The sequence below is a fragment of the Shewanella aestuarii genome (assembly GCF_014647215.1).
In the GTDB taxonomy this organism is placed as follows: domain Bacteria; phylum Pseudomonadota; class Gammaproteobacteria; order Enterobacterales; family Shewanellaceae; genus Shewanella; species Shewanella aestuarii.
Window position 1 is genome coordinate 1 of record NZ_BMOT01000018.1, and the last position, 24,069, is coordinate 24,069.

The following is a 24,069-nucleotide window of genomic DNA, read 5'->3' on the forward strand; positions in this document are numbered from 1 at the left end:
AGAGCGTTGATGTTAATTTTTCAAACATCGCCGTTAGACGCTAGGTCGTTGGCTTGGGCTGCGTATTTTACGCTTTCCCTTGTCTGCGTCAAGTGTTTTTTCAAACTTTCTTTTCGCTGTTGATTTGAGCTTAAAACCGAAGTCTTTCTGTTTCAAATCAACCTGACTTGCTACTTTGCTTTCGCGCTGTGCCGTGTCAGTGGATGCGCATTATAGGGAGCTAAGATTTTTGCGCAACCCCTTTTTTAAAATTTTTATATAAAAAAAGATCGCTTGGCGATCTTTTAATCTAATGCGATCTAAATCGCTTATTTAGCCATCAAAAAGGAGGCTAATTGACCACTTTTTCTGTTGTGGTATAAAACTGTTTTAAGAAGGCTATGGCGTTTTCATCATCCCAATCGACATAACTACGTACATATGCCACCAGCTCACCTTGTGGATTTAAGATAAATGTTGCTGGTATTGTTTCTAATGGGAACACTTCGCGGAGATTTTGCTTAGGATCGAAGTAAGATTCGAATTCAGCCAAACCAATCGACTCCAAAAATGGTTGTACTATCTCTTTGCCATCGGCATCTATTGAGATAGGTAATAGCATGAATTGGCTTTGATCTATTTTATTGGCAAGCCTGTCTAATGCAGGAAGCTCTCTGACACAAGGTGGGCACCATGTCGCCCACATATTCACAACGACAACTTTGCCTTTAAATGCTTCAAAATCGACTTTGGCATTGTTCAATTGGCTGAAGTTAACTTGGGCAATGGGAAAAGGTTGCGGCAGGATGGTAATTTTATCTAAACCGGTTTGAGATACTGGCTTTTGACTAGGTTGCATACCTGGGTATGCAACACCACTGTCTACTATGAGTAAACTTGTACTAATAATAGCAGCGGTGAGAAGCATATTTTTTAACGATATCATCATTTATTACGTTTCAGTAATTCATCAAGTTGTTGTTGATCTTCTGCTGACATCTCGATATCTGAATTAGCATTATGACGTTGACGTCGAATTAGCACTGCACCAATAATAAATCCGAAGATTAATAATGCGAATGGACCAATCCATAAAACGTAAGTCTTTGGATCGAGTCTTGGCTTATATAAGACAAAATCACCATATCGACTTGTCATAAACTCAACAATTTCATCATCTGATTTGCCTTCATCAACCATCTTATACACCTCCAATCGCAAATCTTGTGCAACTGGAGAATTAGAATCGACTAAGTTTTGGTTTTGACATTGCGGGCAACGTAATTCATGGGCTAACGAAATGGCACGCTTTTGGTTACTTGGTGATTTAAACTCATAGGTATCCACTGGTGTTGCTTGCACCATTAGGCTAAATAGCAAAGCCACAAACAGCGTGATAGATAAATTAACTAATTTCATTACGCAGCTCCATCCGCTTTAGCTTCGGCTTGTAATTGCTGAACCATAGGATACAAAGTCTCTTTCCAAATATTTTGATCTATCGGTCCTGCATAACGGAATCGAATAATACCGTTATGATCAACAATAAATGTTTCCGGTGCACCATACACGCCAAGATCTAAACCTAAACGTCCATCTTTATCGTAAAGGTTGATTGTATAAGGATCACCTTCACGACGAAGTTCTTTAATTGCCAATGCACGTTCGTCACGATAATTAATACCGTAAATAGGCATGATATTACGACGAGATAACATGGTTAAAAAAGGATGTTCATATTTACATGCTGGGCACCAAGTAGCCCAAACGTTAAGCAGTGATACTTGACCTTTTAAATCAGCCTCGGTCAACATTTCACCCGGAGTTTCAAGTCTCTCAAGTTGGAAAGCCGGGATCGGCTTTCCTTCTAATGCTGAGTCCAGCTTCTGAGGATTTAGGAATAAACCTTGATATAAGAATATTCCCATCACCATAAATAAGGCTAGTGGTATAAACAGCACCAACTTTTTCATACATTCTCCGTTTTAAGCTGTAGCTAACTTTTCTTTTGCTTTTTGTTCCGTTTCAGTCACGGCTTTCTTTACACGATAACGTTTATCCGATGCTGCAAGGAAGCCACCTACCATCATAAAGATTGAACCGAACCACAACCAACGAACATAAGGCTTATAGTTTAAACGTACAGCGAACTCTGTTGCACTAATTGGGTCACCCATAGTGACATATAAGTCACGGAATAAGCCCCAATCAATACCCGCTTCTGTCATATCCATAGTACGGACATTGTATTGGCGGCGATCTGGTTTTAGCAAGGTGATGTATTTGTCATCTTGGTAGATTTCAATTTGACCTTGCTGGGCCGTGTAGTTAGGACCTACAACATTTTTGGTCTCAAGGTATTTAAAGGTATAACCCGCTAACTCTTGACTGATGCCTGGGCCCATACGGACACTTTTCTCAATGGAGTAGTTTGACACCATAGTGGCACCGACTACTGAAACCGCAATACCTAAGTGAGCGATAACCATACCAAGCTGACTACGTCCAATACGAGTTAAGCTAATGCCGCCTTCTTTATCTTTAACAATATTATATGCAGCACGGAAGGTTGCTAGCGTAATCCAGGTTGCTGCACCAATACCAAATGCAACCCATAAGTTGAACTCGCCACCCATCATAAATGGTACCGCTAAGCCTACAACAGTTGCGATAATTGCAGGAATTAACAATTGACGCTTAATTTCACCGGATTTTGACTTTTTCCAACGAATGATTGGGCCAATACCCATAAAGCCAAATAACACCAATACGATTGGTACAAATACGGCATTAAAATATGGAGGTCCTACAGAAATCTTACCCATGCCTAATGCATCAATAAGCAATGGATATAAAGTACCGAGTAACACAGTACCTGCAGCTACGGTCAGTAACACGTTACAGACTAGTAGCATAGTTTCTTTAGATTTCAATTCAAAGCGAGCCGGGCTACTCATTTCACTGGCACGGAATGCGAACAAGGTTAATGAACCACCAATGGCGATAGCTAATAGTAGAAGGATAAACATACCGCGGCTTGGGTCTGCGGCAAATGAATGCACCGACGTTAATACGCCAGAACGCACAATGAAAGTACCTAACAAGCTTAATGAGAAAGCAAAAATTGAAAGGAGAACGGTCCAGTTACGGAAAGCACCACGTTTTTCGGTTACAACAAGAGAATGAACGAGTGCAGTACCAATTAACCAAGGCATAAATGAGGCATTTTCAACTGGATCCCAGAACCACCAGCCACCCCAGCCGAGTTCGTAGTAAGCCCACCAAGAGCCCAGTGAAATACCACCGGTAAGGAATACCCAAGCGGCTAAAGTCCATGGACGTGACCAACGAGCCCAGGCTGAATCTAAGCTACCACTCATTAGAGCTGCGATAGCAAAGGCAAAACTGACCGAGAAGCCAACATAGCCCAAATACAACATAGGAGGATGAAAAATTAAACCTACGTCTTGTAGCATTGGGTTCAGATCACGGCCTTCCATTGGAATAGGAAAGATTCGTTCAAAAGGACTAGAAGTTAGAATCATGAATAAGCTAAAACCAACAATAATCATAGCAAGTACAGCTAAGACTCTTGCGGTAAAGACTTCTTCTAATCCTTTACTAAAGGTAGCGACAGCCGCTGCCCAAACGGATAGTGAGAATACCCAAAAGAGTAAAGATCCTTCATGACCACCCCATACAGCTGCTATTTTAAAGAAGATAGGCAACTGTGAATTAGAATGGTGCGCAACATAGGCAACGGAGAAATCATCAACCGCAAAACTATAGCCTAATGTTATGACTGAAATTAGAATAAAGAAGAACATGCCGTACGCAAGAGGCCATGCATATCTAACAAGATACGCATCCTTTTTTGCAGCACCTATTAATGGGACACTGGCTAATAGCATGGCAAATGCCAAACCTATTATCAGTGAAAAATGTCCAATTTCTGGAATCATGGGTATTCCTTAGTTATAAAAACATTGATTTGATATCAACAAACCACGTTAATGCTGGCGATGAGCATACGCTACTATACTCACATTAGCTTAAGCGAATTTTAAATCATTTTAGAGCTTGCTACTGCTGATGTCTGCCACTTTCGTGTAAAACTGAGTTACTGGTCGCATTATCTCTATTCAGCAAGATCAAAAACATCTGATCACAATAGTAAAGGCTCTGACTAACAAAATAATGTAAAGTTTCAACAATTTTTACGACAACAATTTAAATTGTGAAGCAGTGCCCAACTCTCAAAATTCAGTTTCATATCTTCCTTATATTACTATTCAATTAATAATCTTTACGTATAATCAAGCAATCAAGCTCAGCGGCCCCCCGCTTTCCCATAAACTAAAAGTGAATATTGAAACGATGACCACATTTTGGATTTTAATCGCGCTTGTCCTTATTATCAGCTTATTGATGATTTGGGTACCTCATTTCCGCCAGCAAAAATTACTTCAAGCCGAAGAGTCTGGCGTCCGTAAGCAAACTAACCTAGAACTATTCAATGAACGTTTAGGCATTCTTGAAAAAGAGTTGCAAGAAGAATTACTTGATCAAACAGAATTCGACGCATTAAAGAAAGAGTTAGAAATAAGCCTGCTACAAGATATGAAACACAAAGGTGATGATTCACTTGTTGAAGCAAAACCTAAAAGTATTTTATGGCCATCGGTTATGACCGTGGCAGTATTGGCATTATCAGGTTACTTCTATCAGCAACTTGGTGCCTATAATGAATTAGCAAATCCACCCCAGGCAAGCAATCCACACGAAGGCATGAGCAATGAGCAAATTATGGCTCAACGTGTTCAAATGATGGAAGCGCAGGTTCAACAAGATCCTGAAAATAGCCAAGCTTGGTTCAGCTTAGGCCATGCCTACATTACTGCTAACCAGTATAATCATGCTGTAGCCGCTTTTGATAAAGTAATGGAGTTAGTCGGCACTCACGCTGAGCTACTAGGTCCTAAAGCCACAGCAATGTATTATCAAGCGGGTCAAAAGATTACCCCAGCGATTAAAGCGATTATTGATCAATCATTAGCATTGGACCCACAAGATCCTTCAACATTATTGCTTGTAGGTATGGATGCATTTTTTAATGCCCAATACCAAGATGCCATCAATGCATGGCAAGCTATTTTAGACAGTGACCGTAGCGATGTTGATCGCACGGCACTAATGAATGCGATTCAATCGGCTAAAATGAGCATGCAATCAGATATGGGCGCCATGCCAAATGATGCTGCACACAATCCTGTCAAACAAAGTGCTGCACAAGCTGATGCAACGATGAGCAAAACAGTCAATGTTGCCGTTAGCATAGCTCCTGAGCTTGCAGACAAAGTCGGCCCAACTGACCAAGTGTTCATATTTGCCCGTGCAACTCAAGGCCCTAAAGTGCCATTAGCTGCCACAAAAATTAGCGCCAGTGATTTACCATTAACAATAACATTGGATGACAGCACTTCAATGGGTGGTGATGTTAAATTAAGTGGTGCTACAGAAGTTGAAATCATTGCAGTATTGTCTAAAAATGGTAGCGTTAAACCACAAGCAGGCGATATTAAAGGTATCGTTGAAGCTGTTAAGGTTGGCGGAGAAACCACATTGACACTTAATACATTAGTGCAATAACCTAAACACAAATAAAAAAGGAACTTATTTAAAGTTCCTTTTTTTATGCCTATATAATAGACATAAAAAACCGGCTTACTGCCGGTTTTTATATTACTGAAAAAGTATTACTTTGACATGAACTCAATAGCGTTCTTGTAATCTTCGTCAGTACAATCAGTACACATACCACCTGGCGGCATTGCGTTTAAACCAGATTTAACTGAGTTTAAAAGAGCATCCATACCTTTAGCGATACGTGGTTCCCAAGCCGCAACATCGTGAGACTTTGGCGCACCAGCAACACCCATGCTGTGACAAACTTGGCAAGCCTTGTTATAAACAGCTTCACCTTCTTGAGCAAATACATTCGCAGACAAAGTTAATGCAGCTACTGCAGTCATTGCTAACAATTTTTTCATGTTCAACGTTCCTAATTGCAAATACATACAAAGCTTATCTCTGCCTGGTCATTTGAACGGCAGACTATTTATTTAGCGAGACTAGATTACTACATACTGCAAAAAATCTCACCTTTTTGTGATAACAATCTCAGCTTAGTATAGAAATAACACATTATTAACAGGGCAGGGTAATATATTAGGAAATGTTGAAAAAGTTCCAACTTTATTAATTTTATTGGAACTACTTCAAATTGCTAACACTTAATCATAGCTAAAGGTAACTGCATAATAGTGTTTATGTTAATATCTTGAAGTACTTCCTAACAGGCTAAAATAGAGGGTTCAGTGACAAAAACAACACCATCCACTCCCTTAATCAGTGCACAAAATCTAACGTGTATTCGTGAAGAGCGTTTACTTTTTGACGAGCTCAGTTTTGGTATTTTCGCGGGTGACATTGTTCAAATTGAAGGTCCTAATGGCGCAGGCAAAACAAGTTTGTTACGCATACTTGCTGGCTTATCACGCCCCTACTCTGGCGATGTCCTGTACTTAGAACAAGACATTACTCGTACACGTGATGAATTTAACGAAAACTTACTTTATCTTGGTCACCTAGCCGGAGTAAAAAGCGAGTTAACCGCAGAAGAAAATCTTAACTTCAATTTAAGAATCAGTGGTTATGATAGCTATCAAACTTCAGACATATTGGAAAAAGTAAACCTCAGCGGGTTTGAAGAAGCATTAGCAGGTCATCTATCAGCAGGACAACACCGTCGCACAGCGTTAGCAAGGTTATGGCATACCAATTGTAAAATTTGGATTCTAGATGAGCCATTTACTGCTATCGATAAAAAAGGTGTTGAAGAACTAGAAAGATTATTTTTAGATCATGCGAGTCAAGGTGGATGTGTAATTATGACAACTCATCAAGATATGAGTTTAATTACTGAACCACGTCTTCGAAAAATCAAACTTGACTATCGTTTCATATAAGGTCCAATGATGAACAGAGGCATTAGCTATACCAGTGCGTTTATCACCTTGCTACAACGTGATTTGAAAATTGCGGTCAGACATCGTGGTGACATCTTTAACCCACTGTTATTTTTTATTATCGTGGTCACTCTTTTCCCGCTGGGGATTGGACCTGAACCACAAATTTTAACCCGGGTTGCTCCTGGCATAATTTGGGTTGCGGCATTGCTCGCGTCAATGTTGTCACTAGAGCGTTTGTTTAAAGCCGATTACACAGACGGCAGCTTGGAACAAATGTTACTTAGCCCCCAACCTTTGGCAATCATGGTATTAGCGAAAGTCTTGGCGCATTGGATATTAACAGGCGTTCCTTTAATACTAGTGTCACCATTACTTGCTGTATTGCTTCATCTTGAAAGCAATAGTTACATGGCCTTAATGGCGACACTCACATTAGGTACACCAGTATTATCGTTACTAGGTGCAATTGGTGTGGCACTTACAGTAGGGCTGAGAAAAGGCGGTGTGTTACTGACACTTCTTATTCTACCCCTTTATATTCCAGTATTGATTTTTGCGACAAGTGCAATCGATGCTGCAGGTATGAATTTACCTTATGATGGTCAGCTAGCTATTATTGGCGCCATGCTGGTTGGTTGTTTAATCATGGCACCCTTTGCAATTGGTGCTTCATTACGAGTGAGTACAAACTAAAATGTGGAATAAGATGTGGAAATGGCTCAATTCATACGCAGATCCTGAGCGTTCATATAATTTAGCAGGCAAACTATTGCCTTGGTTTGCTTGTTTAGCAATTGCGTTAATCGGTTTAGGGACAACCTGGGGCATGTTATACGCACCTATGGATTACCAACAAGGAGATAGTTTCCGAATTATCTACATCCATGTACCTGCTGCATCTATGTCAATGGCCGCATACATGGGGATGGCAACCGCTTCCTTTATTGGCCTTGTTTGGCAAATCAAAGCTGCCGATTGGGCTGCGGCCTCAATTGCACCGATTGGTGCAGTAATAACCTTTATTGCATTGTTCACTGGTGCCGCTTGGGGCAAACCTATGTGGGGTACTTGGTGGGTATGGGATGCACGCTTAACATCAGAGTTAGTTTTACTGTTTTTATACCTTGGCGTCATTGCACTTTATGCCTCGTTTGAAGATAAAGTGTTAGCCGCTAGAGCCGCCGGTATCTTAGCTATCGTAGGTGTAATTAACATTCCTATTATTAAGTATTCTGTTGAATGGTGGAGCAGCCTGCATCAACCTGCAACAATTAAAATAACAGAAAAATCAACCATGACAGGTGACATGCTCTATCCATTACTGATCAATATTTTTGGTTTTGGAATGATGATTGGCGCATTAACATTAGTCAGATTTAGAGCAGAAGTCTTAGCACGTAATGGAATGCGTCCTTGGGTTCGAGAGTTAGCTAAAACGGAGGCGGCAAAATAATGCAATTTGATTCGTTCGCAGCATTTTTAGATATGGGTGGCTATGCATTTTTTGTTTGGCTAGCCTACGGAGTAACATTCGGCAGTTTAGCAATATTAATTATTCATAGCTTAGGCCAAAGAAGAAAAGTCTTAATTGAGATCTCGAAAAAGATCATCAGAGAAGAGCGTTTAAAAGAATCTAGAGGTAATAAATAGTGAACCCAAGACGTAAAAAAAGGCTAACTTTAGCCGTTGCACTTATTGCGGGTGTAGCAGGTGTTGCATCTCTGCTATTGTATGCATTGAATACAAACTTAAACTTATTCTATACACCATACGAAATCGTCCATGGTAAGAAGGATACTGGCGTTAAGCCTGATGTGGGACAGCGTATTCGTGTTGGCGGCATGGTAACTATGGGCTCTATGATCCGTGACCCAAATAGCTTACATGTGGAATTTGCTATTCATGATTCTGCTGGCGGTGAGATTATTGTGACCTTTGATGACTTGTTACCTGATTTATTCCGCGAAGGACAAGGTATTGTAGCTCAAGGGGTATTGATCGAATCAGGAAAACTCGAAGCAACTGAAGTACTGGCAAAGCATGATGAAAACTATATGCCTCCAGAAGTTGCTGAAGCAATGGGTCAAACCCATGAAAAATTAGATTACCCAGAAGAAAAGAAATCTGCAGGCTATAAATACCAGTAATTTATAGCTTACTTATAAAAAGCCAATCATATGATTGGCTTTTTATTAAAGGATAATTACCAATTATCCGTCATGACACAAATAGGCAATAATAAATACCGCACATCAGCACATCAGCACATCAGCACATCAGCACATCAGCACATCAGCACATCAGCACATCAGCACATCAGCACATCAGCACATCAGCACATCAGCACATCAGCACATCAGCACATCAGCACATCAGCACATCAGTCAATATTTATCCTTAACTAGCTTATAGCAATAGTTATTTTAAAAATTAATCACAAAAGCTAAATAAGAATATTGGACTGGCTTCTAGGAAAGAAGACTTAACTGTGATGATGTTCAAAACAACATATTAACGGACTCGCCAACATCATTGCTGTACACAATTAATAAACAGAATTGGTTCAATACGATGACGCTGAAAAACAGCAAAAAAGGACACTGAACTTTGGAGGTTTTAAAAGCAGACAAAATTCAATCTAATGGAGAAGAGACATAAGCAATAAGTTTAATGTTCATATGCTGATCAATCTGCTGATTTTGTGAAATCACGATATATTGCAGGAACGCAAAGAATAGAAAAGTGAAGTAAGTTTATGACTGTGGCTAAGCAGTGTAGTAATAAATTAAAAGTACGGGAACTTCAATAAGGCATAAAAAAACCGAGCCTAAGCTCGGTTTTTAATGAGTAATTAAATTAATTACTCAGCAGCTTCAACTTCAACAGCTTCAGCAGCTTCAGGACGACCTACTAACTCGATGTAAGCCATTGGGGCTTTATCACCGGCACGAAGACCGCACTTAAGAATACGAGTGTAACCACCAGGACGTTCCTGGAAGCGTGGACCCAATTCAGTAAATAACTTACCTACAACTTCAGCGTCGCGGGTACGAGCGAAAGCTAAACGGCGATTTGCAACGCTGTCTACTTTAGCTAGTGTTATTAGAGGTTCAACTACGCGACGCAGTTCTTTCGCTTTAGCTACAGTTGTCTTGATGATCTCATGACGAACTAGTGAGCATGCCATGTTACGGAACATGGCTTGGCGATGACTGCTGTTACGATTTAGTTGACGACCACTCTTACGATGGCGCATGACCTAATCCTTATAACCTTAATCTGTACTAACCTGAGACTTATAGGTCGTCTGCTAAACTAGCTGGAGGCCAGTTTTCAAGACGCATACCTAACGACAGTCCGCGAGATGCTAAAACGTCCTTAATTTCAGTAAGAGATTTCTTACCTAAGTTAGGGGTTTTTAACAACTCAACTTCAGTGCGTTGTACCAGATCACCGATGTAATGAATCGCTTCGGCTTTCAAACAGTTAGCCGAACGTACAGTTAGCTCTAAATCGTCGACAGGACGCAACAATATCGGATCGAATTCCGGCTTATCATCTTCCTCAGGCTTAGCTGCAGGCTCACGTAAATCAACAAACGCATCTAACTGTTCGGCTAAAATTGTTGCTGAGCGACGAATTGCCTCCTCAGGATCAATAGTACCATTGGTGGTCATATCGATAACGAGTTTATCTAAGTCTGTGCGCTGTTCAACACGAGCAGCTTCTACATTGTATGCAATGCGAGCTACAGGTGAGAATGACGCATCTACCAACAGGCGACCAATTGGACGATCATCGTCTTCGGTTTGTGCACGAGCCGAAGCAGGCACATAACCACGACCACGTTCAACACGGATACGCATGCTGATGTCATTATTACCAGTCAAATGACAGATAATATGATCAGGATTCATGATGGTAACATCGCCATCATGCGTGATATCTGCTGCTGTAACAGGGCCTGTGCCGGACTTGCTTAAAGTAAGCATTGCCTCGTCTTTACCCTCGATAGTTACCGCTAAACCTTTAAGATTTAACAATATCTCAAGGATATCTTCTTGTACGCCTTCCTTACTGCTGTATTCGTGCAGTACGCCGTCAATCTCGACTTCTGTAACAGCACAGCCGGGCATAGACGACAATAGGATGCGACGCAACGCGTTACCTAAGGTATGGCCAAAACCACGTTCTAGTGGCTCTAGTGTAACTTTGGCGCGAGTTGAATTAACCTGCTCAATTTCAACGAGACGCGGTTTAAGAAATTCTGTAACAGAACCCTGCATTGTGTCCTCTCTTGTTTGTTAGCTTTACTTAGAGTAAAGCTCGACGATCAGCTGTTCGTTAATATCCGCAGACAAATCGCTACGTTCTGGTAGACGCTTGAAAGCACCTTCCATTTTCGCACTGTCGACTTCTACCCATGTAGGCTTTTCGCGTTGACCAGCCACTTCTAAAGCCGCTTTGATACGAGCTTGAGTGCGTGATTTTTCACGGATGCTTACAACATCATTCGCAGACACTTTGAATGACGGAATGTTAACAACACGACCGTTAACCATAATTGACTTATGGCTTACTAGCTGACGTGATTCTGCACGAGTAGCACCAAAACCCATACGATAAACTACGTTATCTAGGCGGACTTCTAAAAGTTGTAACAAGTTTTCACCTGTATTGCCTTTTAGACGCGCAGCTTCTTTATAGTAGTTACGGAATTGCTTTTCTAACACACCGTAAATACGACGAACTTTTTGTTTCTCGCGTAACTGAGTACCATACTCAGACAAACGTGGCTTACGAGCGCCATGTTGGCCTGGTGCAGTTTCCAGCTTACACTTCGATTCAATTGCTCTCACACCGCTTTTTAAGAAAAGGTCTGTACCTTCTCGGCGGCTGAGCTTGAGCTTAGGACCCAAGTATCTTGCCATGATCTTTCTCCAACTATCCTATAACGTAGTGTTATACACGACGTTTTTTAGGTGGACGACAACCATTGTGAGGGATAGGTGTCACATCAGTAATGTTGGTAATTTTATAACCAACTGCGTTCAGTGCGCGAATCGCTGATTCACGTCCTGGACCTGGACCCTTCACAAAAACTTCAAGGTTTTTAACACCATAATCTTGCGCAGCAATACCTGCACGCTCTGCCGCAACCTGTGCAGCAAACGGGGTCGATTTACGTGAACCACGGAAACCAGAACCACCAGAGGTAGCCCAAGATAAAGCATTACCTTGACGATCGGTAATGGTTACGATTGTGTTGTTGAAAGATGCATGGATATGAGCCATGCCATCTGCAACCTGTTTACGTACGCGCTTACGCGGAGAACGTGACGGAACTTTAGCCATTTTGGTTTACCTTCCCGTTACTTTCTGATTGGTTTACGTGGACCTTTACGCGTACGCGCATTGGTCTTAGTACGTTGCCCACGAAGGGGCAGGCTACGACGATGGCGGAGACCACGATAACAACCAAGGTCCATAAGACGCTTGATGTTCATTGAAATCTCACGACGTAAGTCACCTTCTACAACATATTTGGCAACTTCTTCGCGTAGAATGTCTATTTGAGCTTCGCTCAATTCCTTGATCTTAGCATCTTCAGCAATTGAAGTAGATGCGCAGATTGCTCTAGCGCGTGTACGTCCAATACCAAAAATAGCAGTCAATGCAATGACTGTATGCTTTTGATCAGGAATGTTAATGCCAGCGATACGGGCCACTATGCACTCCTTAAAGTTAAAGGCCATCTGCGAAAAGCCCGAAAGGATACTCGACAGACGACAGATTTGCAAACAAAATTTTTGGTCAGCCCATTATTGGACTGACCAACTTCTTACTTAGCCTTGACGCTGTTTGTGTTTTGGTTCAACACAGATAACGCGTACAACACCACTACGCTTGACGATCTTGCAATTACGGCAGATCTTCTTCACGGAAGCTCGAACTTTCATTTCATCACTCCGTAAAAGCTAATTATTTGCCAAAGCGATCTAAATTCGCTTTGTTTACAAGATTAGCTTTCTTCATCACAGACTCATATTGATGAGACATCATATGGGTCTGAACCTGAGCCATGAAGTCCATGATTACGACTACTATAATTAGTAGTGAAGTACCGCCAAAATAGAACTGTACTTTCCACGCAATTAACATGAACTCCGGAATTAAGCAGATAAAGGTAATGTAAATCGCACCCGCTAAGGTTAAACGAGTCATTACTTTATCAATGTAACGCGAAGTCTGTTCACCGGGACGGATCCCAGGAATGAATGCACCACTCTTTTTCAGATTATCCGCTGTTTCGCGTGGATTGAAAACCAACGCAGTGTAGAAGAAACAGAAAAAGATAATTGCTGTCGCGTACAATAATGAATACAGCGGTTGTCCTGGTGACACAGCTAAAGCGAAATCGCTTAACCATGACAAAGACTCATTTTGACCAAACCACTGAGCCAGTGTGCCTGGGAACAAAATTATGCTGGATGCAAAAATTGGTGGAATTACACCTGCCATGTTCACTTTCAATGGTAAGTGGGTGCTTTGCGCAGCAAAAACCTTACGGCCTTGTTGACGCTTAGCGTAGTTAACAACGATACGACGCTGCCCACGTTCCACGAATACCACTAAATATGTTACAGCAAATACAATAACCGCGAGCAACAGTAGTACCAATACATTCAAGTCACCTTGACGCGCCTGCTCGGCTGTTGAGCCGATAGCCGATGGTAAACCTGCAACAATACCTGCGAAAATTAAAATCGAGATACCGTTACCGATGCCACGTTCAGTAATTTGCTCACCTAGCCACATAAGGAACATAGTTCCTGTTACTAAGCTCACAACCGCTACAAAGTAAAAACCAAATCCAACATTAGCCACAAGGCCAGGGACTAAATTTGGTAAACCTGTCGCGATACCGATAGATTGCAATGTACCCAACACAAGAGTGCCATATCGAGTATATTGACTGATTTTCTTACGTCCTGATTCGCCTTCTTTTTTCAATTCAGCAAGTGCAGGATGCACAACAGTCAATAACTGCATAATGATCGATGCCGAAATATACGGCATGATACCTAATGCAAAGATAGAAGCACGCTCTAAAGCACCACCCGAGAACATGTTAAACATGCCAAGGATGGTATCTTTTTGCTGAGCAAAAAGCTCTGCTAATACAGCTGCGTCAATACCAGGAATTGGCACGAACGAACCCGCTCTAAAGACGATTATCGCACCAATCACGAACAGAAGACGAGTTTTCAGTTCTGAAACTCCGCCTTTCGCGCTTTTTAAATCAAGTCCTGGTTTTGCCATCGACGTATTATTCCTCGATCTTACCGCCGGCAGCTTCAATAGCTGCACGTGCACCTTTGGTTACCTTTAGACCTTTAACAGTCACAGGGCGCTCAATGGTACCTGAAAGAACGATTTTCGCAAACTGGATGTTGCGAGTAATAACGTTCGCATCTTTCAGAGCGTTCAAATCGATAACATCACCGTTAACTTTTGCTAGTTCGAGTAAACGAACTTCAGCTGAAACCAAAGCTTTGCGCGAGGTAAAGCCAAACTTAGGTAAACGGATTTTAAGAGGCATTTGACCGCCTTCAAAACCTACGCGAGGACCGCCGCCAGAACGAGACTTTTGTCCCTTATGACCACGACCTGCTGTTTTACCTAAACCTGAACCGATACCACGGCCAACACGCTTAGGAGCAGATTTAGAACCTGCAGCTGGAGATAGAGTATTTAGACGCATTATCTTATTCCTCCACCGAAACCATGTAGTAAACCTTGTTGATCATACCGCGAACTGAAGGAGTATCTTCAACTTCAACTGTATGACCAATACGGCGCAGACCTAAACCCGTTAGGGTAGCACGGTGTTTTGGTAAACGTCCGATGCTGCTTTTAGTCTGTGTTACTTTAACTGTTTTAGTAGCCATGGTGCTTAACCTCGAATTTCATCAACATTCAGGCCACGCTTAGCTGCGATTTGCGCTGGTGACTTCATGTGCACCAATGCATCTACAGTCGCGCGAACGATGTTGATCGGGTTAGTAGAACCGTATGCTTTTGACAGAACGTTATGAACGCCTGCTACTTCCAATACGGCACGCATTGCGCCACCGGCAATAATACCAGTACCTTGTGATGCAGGTTGCATGTACACAAGAGAACCAGTATGGCGACCTTTAACTGGATGATGCAGAGTACCTGCATTCAACTCAACGGTCACAATATTACGACGGGCTTTTTCCATTGCTTTTTGAATAGCTGCAGGAACTTCACGCGCTTTACCATAGCCATAGCCAATCTTACCGTTACCGTCACCCACTACTGTTAGTGCTGTGAAGCTAAAGATACGACCGCCCTTAACTACTTTAGAAACACGATTAACTGCAATCAATTTTTCTTGCAAATCGTCTTTTTGCTGAGCTTCTAATTTAGCCATTTTATAACCCCTTAGAACTTCAGGCCAGCTTCACGAGCAGCGTCTGCTAATGCAGCCACACGTCCGTGATACTTGAAACCAGAACGGTCGAACGCAACAGTAGCTACGCCCTTCTCGATCGCACGCTCAGCAACTAGTTTACCAATTGCTTTAGCCGCATCTACGTTTCCGGTACTCTTTAGTTGCTCTTTAACTGTTTTTTCAACAGTTGATGCAGCAGCTAACACCTGAGCTTCAGGACTGATCACCTGAGCATAAATGTGACGCGGTGTACGATGTACAACCAGACGGTTCACGCCTAGCTCTTGGATCTTCTTACGTGCACGAGTAGCGCGACGTAAGCGAGATGTTTTCTTATCCATATCGCGTTACCTACTTCTTCTTAGCCTCTTTACGGCGTACAACTTCGTCGTCATAGCGAACACCCTTGCCTTTGTAAGGCTCTGGTGGACGGTAGCCACGAATATTGGCTGCTGTTTGACCTACTAACTGCTTATCAACGCCAGTTAAGACGATTTCAGTTTGGCTAGGACATTCTGCAGTAACGCCTGCGGGCAGTTTGTGTACTAATGGATGTGAAAAACCTAATGTTAGGTCTAAGTCACTACCAGCGATTTTCGCACGGTAACCTACACCAACTAATTTAAGTTTTCTCACAAAACCTTCAGAGACACCAACAACCATGTTGTGTACTAGTGCACGTGCAGTTCCTGCCTGTGCCCAAGCGCCTTCAACGCCTTCGACAGGTAAAAACTTTACTTCTGCATTTTCGATAACAACATTTACCGCATTGTTGATTACTCGAGTCAGACTTCCTTTACCGCCTTTGACGGTTAAAGCCTGTTCGTTTAAAGTCACCTCTACGCCAGCAGGGATAGTGACTGGTGCTTTTGCAACACGAGACATTACTAACTCCTTACGCTACGTAGCAGATAACCTCGCCACCCGTGCCAAATTGGCGGGCGGCACGATCAGTCATCAAGCCTTTAGAAGTGGACACAATTGCGATACCCAGACCGCCCATAACCTTTGGAAGTTCGTCTTTACCTTTGTAAATACGAAGACCAGGACGGCTTACGCGCTGGATAGTCTCAACGACTGGTTTGCCTTGGAAATACTTTAAAGTGATTTCTAATTCAGGCTTAGCTTCATCTGCTACGGCGTAGTCAGTAATGAAACCTTCATCTTTAAGTAATTTCGCAATTGCTACTTTTAACTTAGCTGAAGGCATCTTTACAGATACGTGGTTAGCAGCTTGGCCGTTACGAATACGGGTTAACATATCCGCAATAGGATCTTGCATGCTCATATTAGCTTACTCCGTGACAAGTGCTTACCAGCTGGCCTTACGTAGACCAGGAACTTCACCACGCATAGTGGCTTCACGTAATTTAATACGGCTTAAGCCGAATTTACGTAAAACGCCATGTGGGCGACCAGTTTGATTACAGCGATTGCGTTGACGCGATGCGCTTGAATCACGTGGTAGTGCTTGCAACTTAAGTACTGCATCCCAACGATCTTCTTCTGAAGTTTCTGGGCTGCTGATAGTAGCTTTAAGTGCTAGACGCTTTTCAGCATACTTAGCTACGAGCTGTGCACGTTTTGCTTCACGTGCTTTCATAGATGTTTTAGCCATTATGCTACCCTTATTTCTTAAATGGGAAGTTAAAAGCGGTCAACAAAGCACGACCTTCTTCGTCATTCTTCGCAGTAGTAGTGATAACAATATCCATACCACGAATCTTATCGATTTTATCGTAATCGATTTCTGGGAAGATGATCTGTTCTTTCACACCCATTGCGTAGTTACCACGACCATCAAACGCTTTTGCGCTTAGGCCACGGAAGTCACGAATACGTGGAATTGCAATGTCAACTAGACGCTCTAAAAATTCCCACATACGCTCACCGCGTAGGGTAACTTTACAGCCAATAGGGTAGCCTTCACGGATTTTAAAACCAGCAACTGATTTACGAGCTACAGTTACAACTGGTTTTTGACCAGCGATTGCAGTCATGTCACGAAGCGCGTGCTCCATAACTTTCTTATCTGCAACAGCTTCGCCTACACCCATATTAAGGGTGATTTTTTCAATCCGAGGGACTTGCATGACACTGCTATAACCGAACTTTTTAGCTAGTTCAGCAACTACAGTCTCTTGATATTTATCATGCAGTTTCGCCATCGTTTACTCCAAATTACTTAACGAGTTCGCTGTTCGATTTATAAAAACGGACTTTTTGGTCGTTTTCAAATCGGAAACCAACACGATCTGCCTTGCCTGTGGCTTGGTTAAAGATCGCTACGTTTGATGCTTGAATCGGTGCTTCTTTCTCGATAACGCCACCAGTTACGCCCAATTGTGGGTTTGGCTTTTGGTGTTTTTTAACAAGATTGATGCCTTCAACAATCAATTTACCAGTAGGTAGAACTTGAGAAACTTTACCGCGTTTACCCTTGTCTTTACCTGCTAGTACAATTACTTCGTCTTCACGACGGATTTTTGCTGCCATTTTGAAAGCTCCTTACAGTACTTCAGGTGCCAATGACACAATTTTCATAAATTGCTCAGTACGCAATTCACGTGTCACAGGTCCAAAGATACGAGTACCAATCGGTGCAAGGTTTGCGTTAAGCAATACCGCTGCATTCCGATCGAAGCGAATGACAGAACCGTCTGGACGACGTACGCCTTTCTTAGTACGGACTACCACCGCGTTATATACATCACCTTTCTTCGCTTTAGCGCGAGGAATCGCTTCTTTAACAGAAACTTTAATGATGTCGCCGATACCGGCATAACGACGATGAGAGCCACCCAAGACCTTAATACACTGAACTCTACGTGCGCCACTGTTACATGCGACGTCAAGAGTCGATTGCATTTGGATCATTTTAAGTGCTCCGCTATCGTTACTACACAAATCCCAATATTGGGACAATATTTAGCCAAATTTGAGGATAGTTTTACTCAAAATTGGCGCGCAAGTATAACACCACAATATCGGATTGCATAGCAAAAAAAACAAACGGCCCCAAATTATTGGAGCCGTTTAGATTAACCTAATAAAATTAGGCCTTGGTTACTACTTCAGCTAGGGTCCAAGACTTAGTCTTAGATAGAGGACGACATTGACTAATAGTCACGATGTCACCTTCATTACACTGATTAGTTTCGTCATGTGCATGGATCTTTGTAGTACGCTTAATGTATTTCCCATAGATTGGGTGTTTCACTTGGCGCTCAATAGCAACAGTAATAGACTTGTCCATTTTGTTACTAACTACTTTACCTTGCAAAGTACGGATTTTATCAGACATTACGCACCTGCCTTAGAAGTAATAATGGTCTTAACACGTGCAATGTTACGACGCACTAGCTTCAATTGATTCGTTTGAGTCAATTGACCAGTAGCGTGTTGCATACGCAGGTTAAACTGCTCACGCAGCAGACCAAGTAATTCAGCGTTAAGTTCTTCAACGCTCTTTTCTCTTAGTTCGCTCGCTTTCATTACATCACCGTCTTAGTTACGAAGGTAGTCTTTAAAGGAAGCTTAGCAGCTGCTAAAGCGAAGGCTTCACGAGCCAACGTTTCAGAGACACCATTCATCTCATAAAGAACCTTACCAGGTTGAATCTGACATACCCAGTATTCAACGTTACCTTTACCTTTACCCATACGCACTTCAAGAGGCTTAGAGGTAATTGGCTTGTCAGGGAAAACTCGAATCCAAATTTGTCCTTGACGTTTAACATGACGTGTCATGGCACGACGTGCAGATTCAATTTGACGTGCAGTTAAACGGCCACGGCCGACTGCTTTCAAACCGAAAGTACCAAAGCTAACTTCAGTACCGTTCGCTAGACCACGGTTGCGGCCCTTGAACATCTTGCGAAACTTCATACGTTTAGGTTGCAGCATTAAAGTTTCTCCTATTTACCACGAGGCTTACGCTTAGGTTGCTGCTTTGGCTCTTCAATAGCAGGAATTAAACCGTCTAGAACTTCACCTTTGAAGATCCAAACTTTAATACCAATCACACCATATTGAGTGTGACTTTCTGCTGTTGAATAGTCGATATCAGCACGTAAAGTATGTAAAGGTACACGACCTTCACGATACCATTCAGAACGTGCGATTTCAGCACCACCTAAACGACCGCTCACTTCAACTTTGATACCTTGGGCACCAATGCGCATTGCGTTTTGAACCGCGCGCTTCATAGCACGACGGAACATAACACGACGCTCTAACTGCTGAGCAATAGAGTCAGCAACGAGCTTAGCGTCTAATTCAGGCTTACGGATTTCAGCGATGTTGATTTGAGCAGTAGTGCCAGTGATTTTAGACACATGTGCACGTAATACTTCAACGTCTTCACCTTTCTTACCAATCACAACGCCTGGACGGGCTGTGTGAATAGTAACGCGGATGCTTTTCGCTGGGCGTTCAATGACAATCTTAGATACTGATGCGGCTTTTAACTTTGACGTTAAATATTGACGCACTTCCCAGTCGCTGTTCAGATTATTTGCATAGTCTGACTTATCTGCGTACCAGGTAGAGATCCAAGGCTTAGTGATACCCAGACGGATACCATTAGGATGTACTTTCTGTCCCATTGCTCTCTTCTCCTAGCGATCTGATACAACCACAGTAATGTGGCTGGTACGCTTCATGATACGATCAGCGCGGCCTTTGGCACGTGGCATGATACGCTTCATAGTTGGGCCTTCGTCTACGAAGACGGCTCCAACTTTAAGCTCATCGATGTCAGCACCTTCGTTGTGTTCGGCGTTTGCGATAGCTGAGTCAAGTACTTTTTTAACTAGTACGGCGGCTTTCTTTGGGCTGAAGGTCAAAATCTCGAGAGCCTTAGAAACAGGCAATCCGCGAATTTGATCAGCAACTAGACGGGCCTTTTGCGCAGACGTACGAGCAAAACGATGTTTAGCTAAAACTTCCATCTTATTCCTCCCGTATTAACGCTTCTTCGCTTTCTTATCAGCAGCATGGCCGCGATAAGTGCGAGTTGGTGAAAATTCACCAAGCTTGTGGCCGATCATTTCGTCAGTTACGAACACAGGTACGTGCTGACGACCATTATGGACAGCGATGGTCAACCCAATCATATTAGGGATGATCATTGAGCGGCGTGACCAAGTCTTAATTGGTTTTTTATCACCCGCTTCCATCGCTTTCTCTACCTTCTTCAGCAAGTGCAGGTCAATGAAGGGACCTTTCTTGAGAGAACGTGGCATGGCGAATCCTCTTACTATTTATTACGACGACGTACGATGTACTTATCAGTGCGCTTGTTACTACGAGTTTTATAACCCTTAGTTGGCACACCCCATGGACTCACTGGATGACGTCCACCAGAAGTACGGCCTTCACCACCACCATGTGGATGGTCTACTGGGTTCATTGCAACACCACGAACTGTAGGGCGTACGCCTCTCCAGCGCTTAGCACCTGCTTTACCTAACTGGCGTAGCATGTGTTCGGCATTACCAACTTCACCAAATGTCGCGCGACAATCAACTGGTACTTTACGCATTTCGCCAGAGCGAAGACGTAGAGTAGCATATGCGCCATCACGAGCAACAACTTGTACATAAGCACCAGCTGAACGAGCGATCTGAGCACCTTTACCAGGCTTCATTTCTACTGCGTGAACAACTGAACCTACAGGGATGTTGCGTAATGCTTTAGCATTACCGGTCTTGATTTCAGCATCGTTACCAGATTGAATTGCATCACCAGCTTGCATGCCTTTAGCAGCAAGAATGTAACGACGCTCACCATCTGCGTATAATACTAAAGCAATGTGTGCAGTACGGTTTGGATCGTACTCAAGACGCTCAACTTTACCTGGGATACCATCTTTATCGCGTTTGAAGTCGATTAGACGGTAGTGTTGCTTATGACCACCACCAACGTGACGGACAGTGATACGACCAGTATTGTTACGGCCACCACTTTTCGTTTTTCTCGCCAACAGGCCAGCAAAAGGTTTACCCTTATGCAGGTCCGTATTCACCACTTTAACTACGTGGCGACGACCTGGAGAGGTTGGCTTACACTTAATAACTGCCATGATAATTCTCCTTTGCTTACTCAGCGCCGCCGACGAAATCGATGTCAGCACCAGCAGCTAAAGTCACATAAGCTTTTTTCCAATCGCTACGACGGCCTGAACGAGCACCAGTACGCTTGGTTTTACCTTTGTTAACTAAAGTACGAACTGAATCTACTTCAACTTCAAATAGCTTCGCTACTGCAGCTTTGATCTCTGCTTTAGTCGCATCGATTGCTACGCGGAAAACTACAGTGTTGTTCTTCTCTGCAACTACAGTGCTCTTTTCAGAGATGTGTGGAGCAAGAATCACTTTTAGCAAACGTTCTTCGGTGATCATGCTAGCATCTCCTCAATTTGCTTCACTGCATCAGCAGTAACAAGAACAGTGTTGAACGCGATTAGACTTACTGGGTCAAGACCCGCAACGTCACGAACGTCAACTTTGTATAAGTTGCGAGCTGCTAAGAATAAATTCTCATCAACTTCTGCAGTAACAATTAGAACGTCTTCTAAGTTCATTGCTTGTAATTTAGCTTTTAGCTCTTTAGTTTTAGGAGCATCAACACTAAAAGATTCAACAACGACTAAACGCTCTTGACGTACCAATTCAGAAAGAATGCTCTTTAAAGCACCACGGTACATCTTCTTGTTAACTTTTTGGCTGTGATCTTGAGTTTTAGCAGCGAATGTTACGCCACCGCCACGCCAGATCGGGCCTTTAACACTACCGGCACGAGCGCGGCCTGTGCCTTTTTGGCGCCAAGGCTTTTTGCCTGAGCCAGTTACTTCCGCGCGCGTCTTCTGGCCACGAGTGCCTTGACGTGCGTTTGCAGCGTAAGCTACAACTACCTGATGAACCAGTGCCTCGTTAAAGTCACGGCCGAAGGTAGTTTCGGAAACTTCAAGAGCGCTCTGCGCGTCTTTCAATACCAATTCCATTACTATCTCCTCAGACCTTAAGCTTTAACTGCTGGCTTGATAATCAAGTCACCATTGGTAGCGCCTGGAACTGCGCCGCGTACTAATAACAAGTTACGCTCTGCATCAACACGTACAACGTGTAGATTCTGAGTTGTTACTTGCTCAGCACCCATATGGCCTGACATTTTCTTGCCTTTGAATACACGACCAGGCGTTTGGTTCTGACCGATAGAACCATTCGAGCGGTGTGCCAAAGAGTTACCGTGAGTCATATCTTGAGTACGGAAGTTCCAACGCTTAACGCCGCCTTGGAAGCCCTTACCTTTTGATTGACCAGTAACGTCTACTTTCGCCACTTCTGCGAAAATATCAACATTAAGCTCAGCACCAACTTCAATGCCTTCGCCTTCACCATCTGCTAGACGCACTTCCCATAAACCACGACCGGCTTCTACGCCGCCCTTGGCAAAATGGCCTGCTTCTGCTTTAGTGATGCGATTGGCTTTTTTGGTACCTGTAGTGACTTGTAGTGCACGGTAACCGTCAGTTTCTAAAGTTTTCACTTGAGTAACACGGTTGCCAGTGACTTCAATCACTGTTACAGGGATTGACGTGCCATCTTCAGTGAAGATGCGAGTCATACCCACTTTACGACCAATAAGACCGATAGCCATCTCTCAAACCTCTTCTAAGGATCTCAATTAACCTAAGCTAATCTGAACGTCGACACCAGCCGCAAGATCTAAACGCATTAACGCGTCTACTGTCTTTTCTGTTGGCTCTACGATGTCAACTAAGCGCTTGTGAGTACGGATTTCGTACTGATCACGAGCATCTTTGTTAACGTGCGGAGAGATCAAAACGGTATAACGCTCTTTGCGAGTAGGTAGTGGAATAGGACCACGTACCTGCGCGCCTGTACGCTTAGCAGTTTCAACGATTTCCGCTGTAGACTGATCAATTAAACGATGATCAAAGCCTTTCAAGCGGATACGGATTCTTTGGTTCTGCATTGACCAGAGCTCCTAAAATGGACACATAAAAAATCACCCTCTAGCTACTTCCTATTTGGAAAAGCAGAGTGAGATGATTTAACCGTTCGACTCCCAATCGGAGTCGCTATGAATATGAAAGCCTAATCGACTTTCCTTTCGTTCACTGCACTAGTGCAGCGAGTGGGCAATTATACAGATCTCAACTTGAAGATCAAGCCCATTGTGCGATATATCTATTAGAAGTTAACCCACAATTCGTAGCGCAGCATTGTACACTTTAAATTCTAAATTACCAGTAAATTTTACCCATAAAAAAAGGAAGCCGAAGCTTCCTTTTTCAGTGATAACTAAATTCGCAATTAAGCGATGATTTTAGCTACAACACCAGCACCAACTGTACGGCCACCTTCACGGATAGCGAAACGTAAACCGTCGTCCATCGCGATTGGGTAAATCAAAGTAACAACCATCTTGATGTTGTCACCAGGCATAACCATTTCTACGCCTTCTGGTAATTCGATAGTACCAGTTACGTCAGTTGTACGGAAGTAGAACTGTGGACGGTAACCTTTGAAGAATGGAGTGTGACGTCCGC

At 42.9% G+C, this 24,069-nt stretch carries 41 protein-coding genes; 7 read left to right on the forward strand and 34 right to left on the reverse strand.

The window, feature by feature from the left end:
* Positions 1-331: 331 nt before the first annotated feature.
* From IEY03_RS16615 to IEY03_RS16630, 4 genes are read right to left on the reverse strand one after another with little or no spacing between them, the layout of a single operon-like run.
* Positions 332-928 (reverse strand): TlpA family protein disulfide reductase, encoded by a 597-nt coding sequence (locus IEY03_RS16615; RefSeq protein WP_229778377.1) that lies wholly within the window; start codon positions 926-928, stop codon positions 332-334.
* Positions 925-1,398, reverse strand: a complete 474-nt coding sequence (gene nrfF, locus IEY03_RS16620) for a heme lyase NrfEFG subunit NrfF (RefSeq protein WP_188843767.1) — start codon at positions 1,396-1,398, stop codon at positions 925-927. The genes IEY03_RS16615 and nrfF overlap by 4 nt, the downstream gene beginning before the upstream one ends.
* A complete protein-coding gene (locus tag IEY03_RS16625; RefSeq protein WP_188843770.1) occupies positions 1,398-1,952 on the reverse strand; it encodes a DsbE family thiol:disulfide interchange protein in 555 nt (184 codons plus the stop codon). Before IEY03_RS16625 ends, nrfF begins: the two co-directional genes overlap by 1 nt.
* Positions 1,953-1,964: 12 nt before the next feature.
* Positions 1,965-3,941, reverse strand: coding sequence for a heme lyase CcmF/NrfE family subunit (locus IEY03_RS16630; RefSeq protein ID WP_188843772.1), 1,977 nt, complete (start codon positions 3,939-3,941; stop codon positions 1,965-1,967).
* Between the two features lie 415 nt (positions 3,942-4,356).
* On the opposite strand from IEY03_RS16630, the gene ccmI reads away from it, so the two are divergent.
* Positions 4,357-5,628 carry a c-type cytochrome biogenesis protein CcmI gene (gene ccmI, locus IEY03_RS16635; RefSeq protein WP_188843774.1) on the forward strand — a complete coding sequence of 424 codons (1,272 nt, stop codon included), beginning with the start codon at positions 4,357-4,359 and terminating at the stop codon, positions 5,626-5,628.
* A 107-nt stretch (positions 5,629-5,735) separates the two neighbouring features.
* On the opposite strand, the gene IEY03_RS16640 is transcribed toward ccmI, so the two are convergent.
* Positions 5,736-6,029 (reverse strand): c-type cytochrome, encoded by a 294-nt coding sequence (locus IEY03_RS16640; RefSeq protein WP_188843776.1) that lies wholly within the window; start codon positions 6,027-6,029, stop codon positions 5,736-5,738.
* Positions 6,030-6,356: 327 nt separating this feature from the next.
* Here IEY03_RS16640 and ccmA point away from each other — a divergent pair, with 327 nt between their 5' ends.
* The 6 genes from ccmA to IEY03_RS16670 are packed head-to-tail and all read left to right on the forward strand — an operon-like array spanning position 6,357 to position 9,415.
* On the forward strand, positions 6,357-7,007 hold the full coding sequence (gene ccmA, locus IEY03_RS16645) for a cytochrome c biogenesis heme-transporting ATPase CcmA (RefSeq protein ID WP_188843778.1): 651 nt from the start codon (positions 6,357-6,359) through the stop codon (positions 7,005-7,007).
* A 9-nt stretch (positions 7,008-7,016) separates the two neighbouring features.
* Positions 7,017-7,703 carry a heme exporter protein CcmB gene (gene ccmB, locus IEY03_RS16650; RefSeq protein ID WP_188843780.1) on the forward strand — a complete coding sequence of 229 codons (687 nt, stop codon included), beginning with the start codon at positions 7,017-7,019 and terminating at the stop codon, positions 7,701-7,703.
* A gap of 13 nt (positions 7,704-7,716) precedes the next feature.
* Positions 7,717-8,463 (forward strand): heme ABC transporter permease, encoded by a 747-nt coding sequence (locus IEY03_RS16655; protein ID WP_188843782.1) that lies wholly within the window; start codon positions 7,717-7,719, stop codon positions 8,461-8,463.
* Positions 8,463-8,660: a heme exporter protein CcmD gene (gene ccmD, locus IEY03_RS16660; protein ID WP_188843784.1), complete on the forward strand. Its 198-nt coding sequence runs from the start codon at positions 8,463-8,465 to the stop codon at positions 8,658-8,660. The genes IEY03_RS16655 and ccmD overlap by 1 nt, the downstream gene beginning before the upstream one ends.
* The gene (gene ccmE / locus IEY03_RS16665; protein WP_188843786.1) at positions 8,660-9,157 is read left to right on the forward strand and encodes a cytochrome c maturation protein CcmE; all 498 of its coding nucleotides are present in this window, start codon (positions 8,660-8,662) and stop codon (positions 9,155-9,157) included. The genes ccmD and ccmE overlap by 1 nt, the downstream gene beginning before the upstream one ends.
* 30 nt (positions 9,158-9,187) lie before the next feature.
* Entirely contained in the window at positions 9,188-9,415 is a 228-nt protein-coding gene (locus tag IEY03_RS16670) for a hypothetical protein (protein ID WP_188843788.1), read from the forward strand.
* Between the two features lie 455 nt (positions 9,416-9,870).
* Here the strand turns inward: IEY03_RS16670 and rplQ are convergent, their stop codons facing one another.
* The 29 genes from rplQ to IEY03_RS16815 all read right to left on the reverse strand — a co-directional run.
* A complete protein-coding gene (gene rplQ / locus IEY03_RS16675; protein ID WP_188843790.1) occupies positions 9,871-10,266 on the reverse strand; it encodes a 50S ribosomal protein L17 in 396 nt (131 codons plus the stop codon).
* Positions 10,267-10,306: 40 nt separating this feature from the next.
* On the reverse strand, positions 10,307-11,296 hold the full coding sequence (locus IEY03_RS16680; RefSeq protein ID WP_188843792.1) for a DNA-directed RNA polymerase subunit alpha: 990 nt from the start codon (positions 11,294-11,296) through the stop codon (positions 10,307-10,309).
* Between the two features lie 24 nt (positions 11,297-11,320).
* Positions 11,321-11,941: a 30S ribosomal protein S4 gene (gene rpsD, locus IEY03_RS16685; protein WP_188843794.1), complete on the reverse strand. Its 621-nt coding sequence runs from the start codon at positions 11,939-11,941 to the stop codon at positions 11,321-11,323.
* Between the two features lie 31 nt (positions 11,942-11,972).
* On the reverse strand, positions 11,973-12,365 hold the full coding sequence (gene rpsK, locus IEY03_RS16690) for a 30S ribosomal protein S11 (protein WP_011635661.1): 393 nt from the start codon (positions 12,363-12,365) through the stop codon (positions 11,973-11,975).
* Between the two features lie 17 nt (positions 12,366-12,382).
* Positions 12,383-12,739, reverse strand: a complete 357-nt coding sequence (gene rpsM, locus IEY03_RS16695) for a 30S ribosomal protein S13 (RefSeq protein WP_188843796.1) — start codon at positions 12,737-12,739, stop codon at positions 12,383-12,385.
* A gap of 117 nt (positions 12,740-12,856) precedes the next feature.
* Positions 12,857-12,970, reverse strand: coding sequence for a 50S ribosomal protein L36 (rpmJ, locus tag IEY03_RS16700; RefSeq protein ID WP_006083579.1), 114 nt, complete (start codon positions 12,968-12,970; stop codon positions 12,857-12,859).
* A gap of 22 nt (positions 12,971-12,992) precedes the next feature.
* Positions 12,993-14,333, reverse strand: a complete 1,341-nt coding sequence (gene secY, locus IEY03_RS16705) for a preprotein translocase subunit SecY (protein ID WP_188843798.1) — start codon at positions 14,331-14,333, stop codon at positions 12,993-12,995.
* A 7-nt stretch (positions 14,334-14,340) separates the two neighbouring features.
* Entirely contained in the window at positions 14,341-14,775 is a 435-nt protein-coding gene (gene rplO / locus IEY03_RS16710; RefSeq protein WP_188843800.1) for a 50S ribosomal protein L15, read from the reverse strand.
* A gap of 4 nt (positions 14,776-14,779) precedes the next feature.
* Entirely contained in the window at positions 14,780-14,962 is a 183-nt protein-coding gene (gene rpmD, locus IEY03_RS16715; protein ID WP_188843803.1) for a 50S ribosomal protein L30, read from the reverse strand.
* Between the two features lie 5 nt (positions 14,963-14,967).
* Positions 14,968-15,471 (reverse strand): 30S ribosomal protein S5, encoded by a 504-nt coding sequence (gene rpsE / locus IEY03_RS16720; protein ID WP_076502247.1) that lies wholly within the window; start codon positions 15,469-15,471, stop codon positions 14,968-14,970.
* A gap of 11 nt (positions 15,472-15,482) precedes the next feature.
* Entirely contained in the window at positions 15,483-15,833 is a 351-nt protein-coding gene (gene rplR / locus IEY03_RS16725; protein WP_188843805.1) for a 50S ribosomal protein L18, read from the reverse strand.
* Between the two features lie 10 nt (positions 15,834-15,843).
* On the reverse strand, positions 15,844-16,377 hold the full coding sequence (gene rplF / locus IEY03_RS16730) for a 50S ribosomal protein L6 (RefSeq protein ID WP_188843807.1): 534 nt from the start codon (positions 16,375-16,377) through the stop codon (positions 15,844-15,846).
* A gap of 10 nt (positions 16,378-16,387) precedes the next feature.
* A complete protein-coding gene (gene rpsH, locus IEY03_RS16735) occupies positions 16,388-16,780 on the reverse strand; it encodes a 30S ribosomal protein S8 (RefSeq protein WP_160056427.1) in 393 nt (130 codons plus the stop codon).
* A gap of 24 nt (positions 16,781-16,804) precedes the next feature.
* Positions 16,805-17,110, reverse strand: coding sequence for a 30S ribosomal protein S14 (gene rpsN, locus IEY03_RS16740; protein ID WP_188843809.1), 306 nt, complete (start codon positions 17,108-17,110; stop codon positions 16,805-16,807).
* Positions 17,111-17,120: 10 nt separating this feature from the next.
* Positions 17,121-17,660: a 50S ribosomal protein L5 gene (gene rplE / locus IEY03_RS16745; protein ID WP_160056431.1), complete on the reverse strand. Its 540-nt coding sequence runs from the start codon at positions 17,658-17,660 to the stop codon at positions 17,121-17,123.
* 13 nt (positions 17,661-17,673) lie between these two features.
* Complete coding sequence (gene rplX / locus IEY03_RS16750; RefSeq protein ID WP_188843811.1) at positions 17,674-17,988, reverse strand: 50S ribosomal protein L24; 315 nt, start codon at positions 17,986-17,988, stop codon at positions 17,674-17,676.
* A 12-nt stretch (positions 17,989-18,000) separates the two neighbouring features.
* Positions 18,001-18,369: a 50S ribosomal protein L14 gene (gene rplN / locus IEY03_RS16755; RefSeq protein WP_011494644.1), complete on the reverse strand. Its 369-nt coding sequence runs from the start codon at positions 18,367-18,369 to the stop codon at positions 18,001-18,003.
* A gap of 178 nt (positions 18,370-18,547) precedes the next feature.
* A complete protein-coding gene (gene rpsQ / locus IEY03_RS16760) occupies positions 18,548-18,796 on the reverse strand; it encodes a 30S ribosomal protein S17 (protein ID WP_188843813.1) in 249 nt (82 codons plus the stop codon).
* Complete coding sequence (gene rpmC / locus IEY03_RS16765; protein ID WP_006083592.1) at positions 18,796-18,987, reverse strand: 50S ribosomal protein L29; 192 nt, start codon at positions 18,985-18,987, stop codon at positions 18,796-18,798. Before rpmC ends, rpsQ begins: the two co-directional genes overlap by 1 nt.
* The gene (gene rplP / locus IEY03_RS16770) at positions 18,987-19,397 is read right to left on the reverse strand and encodes a 50S ribosomal protein L16 (RefSeq protein WP_160056437.1); all 411 of its coding nucleotides are present in this window, start codon (positions 19,395-19,397) and stop codon (positions 18,987-18,989) included. Before rplP ends, rpmC begins: the two co-directional genes overlap by 1 nt.
* A gap of 11 nt (positions 19,398-19,408) precedes the next feature.
* Positions 19,409-20,098 (reverse strand): 30S ribosomal protein S3, encoded by a 690-nt coding sequence (rpsC, locus tag IEY03_RS16775; RefSeq protein WP_188843814.1) that lies wholly within the window; start codon positions 20,096-20,098, stop codon positions 19,409-19,411.
* 12 nt (positions 20,099-20,110) lie between these two features.
* Entirely contained in the window at positions 20,111-20,443 is a 333-nt protein-coding gene (gene rplV, locus IEY03_RS16780) for a 50S ribosomal protein L22 (RefSeq protein WP_160056441.1), read from the reverse strand.
* A gap of 15 nt (positions 20,444-20,458) precedes the next feature.
* Positions 20,459-20,737: a 30S ribosomal protein S19 gene (rpsS, locus tag IEY03_RS16785; RefSeq protein ID WP_006083596.1), complete on the reverse strand. Its 279-nt coding sequence runs from the start codon at positions 20,735-20,737 to the stop codon at positions 20,459-20,461.
* 14 nt (positions 20,738-20,751) lie between these two features.
* Positions 20,752-21,576: a 50S ribosomal protein L2 gene (gene rplB / locus IEY03_RS16790; RefSeq protein WP_188843816.1), complete on the reverse strand. Its 825-nt coding sequence runs from the start codon at positions 21,574-21,576 to the stop codon at positions 20,752-20,754.
* A 16-nt stretch (positions 21,577-21,592) separates the two neighbouring features.
* Positions 21,593-21,895 carry a 50S ribosomal protein L23 gene (gene rplW / locus IEY03_RS16795; RefSeq protein ID WP_188843818.1) on the reverse strand — a complete coding sequence of 101 codons (303 nt, stop codon included), beginning with the start codon at positions 21,893-21,895 and terminating at the stop codon, positions 21,593-21,595.
* The gene (gene rplD, locus IEY03_RS16800; protein ID WP_188843820.1) at positions 21,892-22,497 is read right to left on the reverse strand and encodes a 50S ribosomal protein L4; all 606 of its coding nucleotides are present in this window, start codon (positions 22,495-22,497) and stop codon (positions 21,892-21,894) included. The genes rplW and rplD overlap by 4 nt, the downstream gene beginning before the upstream one ends.
* A gap of 17 nt (positions 22,498-22,514) precedes the next feature.
* Positions 22,515-23,153, reverse strand: coding sequence for a 50S ribosomal protein L3 (gene rplC, locus IEY03_RS16805; RefSeq protein ID WP_188843822.1), 639 nt, complete (start codon positions 23,151-23,153; stop codon positions 22,515-22,517).
* 27 nt (positions 23,154-23,180) lie between these two features.
* Positions 23,181-23,492, reverse strand: coding sequence for a 30S ribosomal protein S10 (gene rpsJ, locus IEY03_RS16810; protein ID WP_011635639.1), 312 nt, complete (start codon positions 23,490-23,492; stop codon positions 23,181-23,183).
* A 341-nt stretch (positions 23,493-23,833) separates the two neighbouring features.
* A partial coding sequence (locus tag IEY03_RS16815) for an EF-Tu C-terminal domain-related protein (RefSeq protein WP_505973593.1) occupies positions 23,834-24,069 on the reverse strand: 236 nt, incomplete at its 5' end.

What these genes read in the sequence shown, in the direction of transcription:
- IEY03_RS16615 (WP_229778377.1), bottom strand. Translation starts at nt 928, where the DNA reads ATGATGATATCGTTAAAAAATATGCTTCTCACCGCTGCTATTATTAGT.
- nrfF (WP_188843767.1), bottom strand. Translation starts at nt 1,398, where the DNA reads ATGAAATTAGTTAATTTATCTATCACGCTGTTTGTGGCTTTGCTATTT.
- IEY03_RS16625 (WP_188843770.1), bottom strand. Translation starts at nt 1,952, where the DNA reads ATGAAAAAGTTGGTGCTGTTTATACCACTAGCCTTATTTATGGTGATG.
- IEY03_RS16630 (WP_188843772.1), bottom strand. Translation starts at nt 3,941, where the DNA reads ATGATTCCAGAAATTGGACATTTTTCACTGATAATAGGTTTGGCATTT.
- ccmI (WP_188843774.1), top strand. Translation starts at nt 4,357, where the DNA reads ATGACCACATTTTGGATTTTAATCGCGCTTGTCCTTATTATCAGCTTA.
- IEY03_RS16640 (WP_188843776.1), bottom strand. Translation starts at nt 6,029, where the DNA reads ATGAAAAAATTGTTAGCAATGACTGCAGTAGCTGCATTAACTTTGTCT.
- ccmB (WP_188843780.1), top strand. Translation starts at nt 7,017, where the DNA reads ATGAACAGAGGCATTAGCTATACCAGTGCGTTTATCACCTTGCTACAA.
- IEY03_RS16655 (WP_188843782.1), top strand. Translation starts at nt 7,717, where the DNA reads ATGTGGAAATGGCTCAATTCATACGCAGATCCTGAGCGTTCATATAAT.
- ccmD (WP_188843784.1), top strand. Translation starts at nt 8,463, where the DNA reads ATGCAATTTGATTCGTTCGCAGCATTTTTAGATATGGGTGGCTATGCA.
- IEY03_RS16670 (WP_188843788.1), top strand. Translation starts at nt 9,188, where the DNA reads ATGATTGGCTTTTTATTAAAGGATAATTACCAATTATCCGTCATGACA.
- rplQ (WP_188843790.1), bottom strand. Translation starts at nt 10,266, where the DNA reads ATGCGCCATCGTAAGAGTGGTCGTCAACTAAATCGTAACAGCAGTCAT.
- IEY03_RS16680 (WP_188843792.1), bottom strand. Translation starts at nt 11,296, where the DNA reads ATGCAGGGTTCTGTTACAGAATTTCTTAAACCGCGTCTCGTTGAAATT.
- rpsD (WP_188843794.1), bottom strand. Translation starts at nt 11,941, where the DNA reads ATGGCAAGATACTTGGGTCCTAAGCTCAAGCTCAGCCGCCGAGAAGGT.
- rpsK (WP_011635661.1), bottom strand. Translation starts at nt 12,365, where the DNA reads ATGGCTAAAGTTCCGTCACGTTCTCCGCGTAAGCGCGTACGTAAACAG.
- rpmJ (WP_006083579.1), bottom strand. Translation starts at nt 12,970, where the DNA reads ATGAAAGTTCGAGCTTCCGTGAAGAAGATCTGCCGTAATTGCAAGATC.
- secY (WP_188843798.1), bottom strand. Translation starts at nt 14,333, where the DNA reads ATGGCAAAACCAGGACTTGATTTAAAAAGCGCGAAAGGCGGAGTTTCA.
- rplO (WP_188843800.1), bottom strand. Translation starts at nt 14,775, where the DNA reads ATGCGTCTAAATACTCTATCTCCAGCTGCAGGTTCTAAATCTGCTCCT.
- rpmD (WP_188843803.1), bottom strand. Translation starts at nt 14,962, where the DNA reads ATGGCTACTAAAACAGTTAAAGTAACACAGACTAAAAGCAGCATCGGA.
- rpsE (WP_076502247.1), bottom strand. Translation starts at nt 15,471, where the DNA reads ATGGCTAAATTAGAAGCTCAGCAAAAAGACGATTTGCAAGAAAAATTG.
- rplR (WP_188843805.1), bottom strand. Translation starts at nt 15,833, where the DNA reads ATGGATAAGAAAACATCTCGCTTACGTCGCGCTACTCGTGCACGTAAG.
- rplF (WP_188843807.1), bottom strand. Translation starts at nt 16,377, where the DNA reads ATGTCTCGTGTTGCAAAAGCACCAGTCACTATCCCTGCTGGCGTAGAG.
- rpsH (WP_160056427.1), bottom strand. Translation starts at nt 16,780, where the DNA reads ATGAGCATGCAAGATCCTATTGCGGATATGTTAACCCGTATTCGTAAC.
- rpsN (WP_188843809.1), bottom strand. Translation starts at nt 17,110, where the DNA reads ATGGCTAAAACATCTATGAAAGCACGTGAAGCAAAACGTGCACAGCTC.
- rplE (WP_160056431.1), bottom strand. Translation starts at nt 17,660, where the DNA reads ATGGCGAAACTGCATGATAAATATCAAGAGACTGTAGTTGCTGAACTA.
- rplX (WP_188843811.1), bottom strand. Translation starts at nt 17,988, where the DNA reads ATGGCAGCAAAAATCCGTCGTGAAGACGAAGTAATTGTACTAGCAGGT.
- rplN (WP_011494644.1), bottom strand. Translation starts at nt 18,369, where the DNA reads ATGATCCAAATGCAATCGACTCTTGACGTCGCATGTAACAGTGGCGCA.
- rpsQ (WP_188843813.1), bottom strand. Translation starts at nt 18,796, where the DNA reads ATGTCTGATAAAATCCGTACTTTGCAAGGTAAAGTAGTTAGTAACAAA.
- rpmC (WP_006083592.1), bottom strand. Translation starts at nt 18,987, where the DNA reads ATGAAAGCGAGCGAACTAAGAGAAAAGAGCGTTGAAGAACTTAACGCT.
- rplP (WP_160056437.1), bottom strand. Translation starts at nt 19,397, where the DNA reads ATGCTGCAACCTAAACGTATGAAGTTTCGCAAGATGTTCAAGGGCCGC.
- rpsC (WP_188843814.1), bottom strand. Translation starts at nt 20,098, where the DNA reads ATGGGACAGAAAGTACATCCTAATGGTATCCGTCTGGGTATCACTAAG.
- rplV (WP_160056441.1), bottom strand. Translation starts at nt 20,443, where the DNA reads ATGGAAGTTTTAGCTAAACATCGTTTTGCTCGTACGTCTGCGCAAAAG.
- rpsS (WP_006083596.1), bottom strand. Translation starts at nt 20,737, where the DNA reads ATGCCACGTTCTCTCAAGAAAGGTCCCTTCATTGACCTGCACTTGCTG.
- rplB (WP_188843816.1), bottom strand. Translation starts at nt 21,576, where the DNA reads ATGGCAGTTATTAAGTGTAAGCCAACCTCTCCAGGTCGTCGCCACGTA.
- rplW (WP_188843818.1), bottom strand. Translation starts at nt 21,895, where the DNA reads ATGATCACCGAAGAACGTTTGCTAAAAGTGATTCTTGCTCCACACATC.
- rplD (WP_188843820.1), bottom strand. Translation starts at nt 22,497, where the DNA reads ATGGAATTGGTATTGAAAGACGCGCAGAGCGCTCTTGAAGTTTCCGAA.
- rplC (WP_188843822.1), bottom strand. Translation starts at nt 23,153, where the DNA reads ATGGCTATCGGTCTTATTGGTCGTAAAGTGGGTATGACTCGCATCTTC.
- rpsJ (WP_011635639.1), bottom strand. Translation starts at nt 23,492, where the DNA reads ATGCAGAACCAAAGAATCCGTATCCGCTTGAAAGGCTTTGATCATCGT.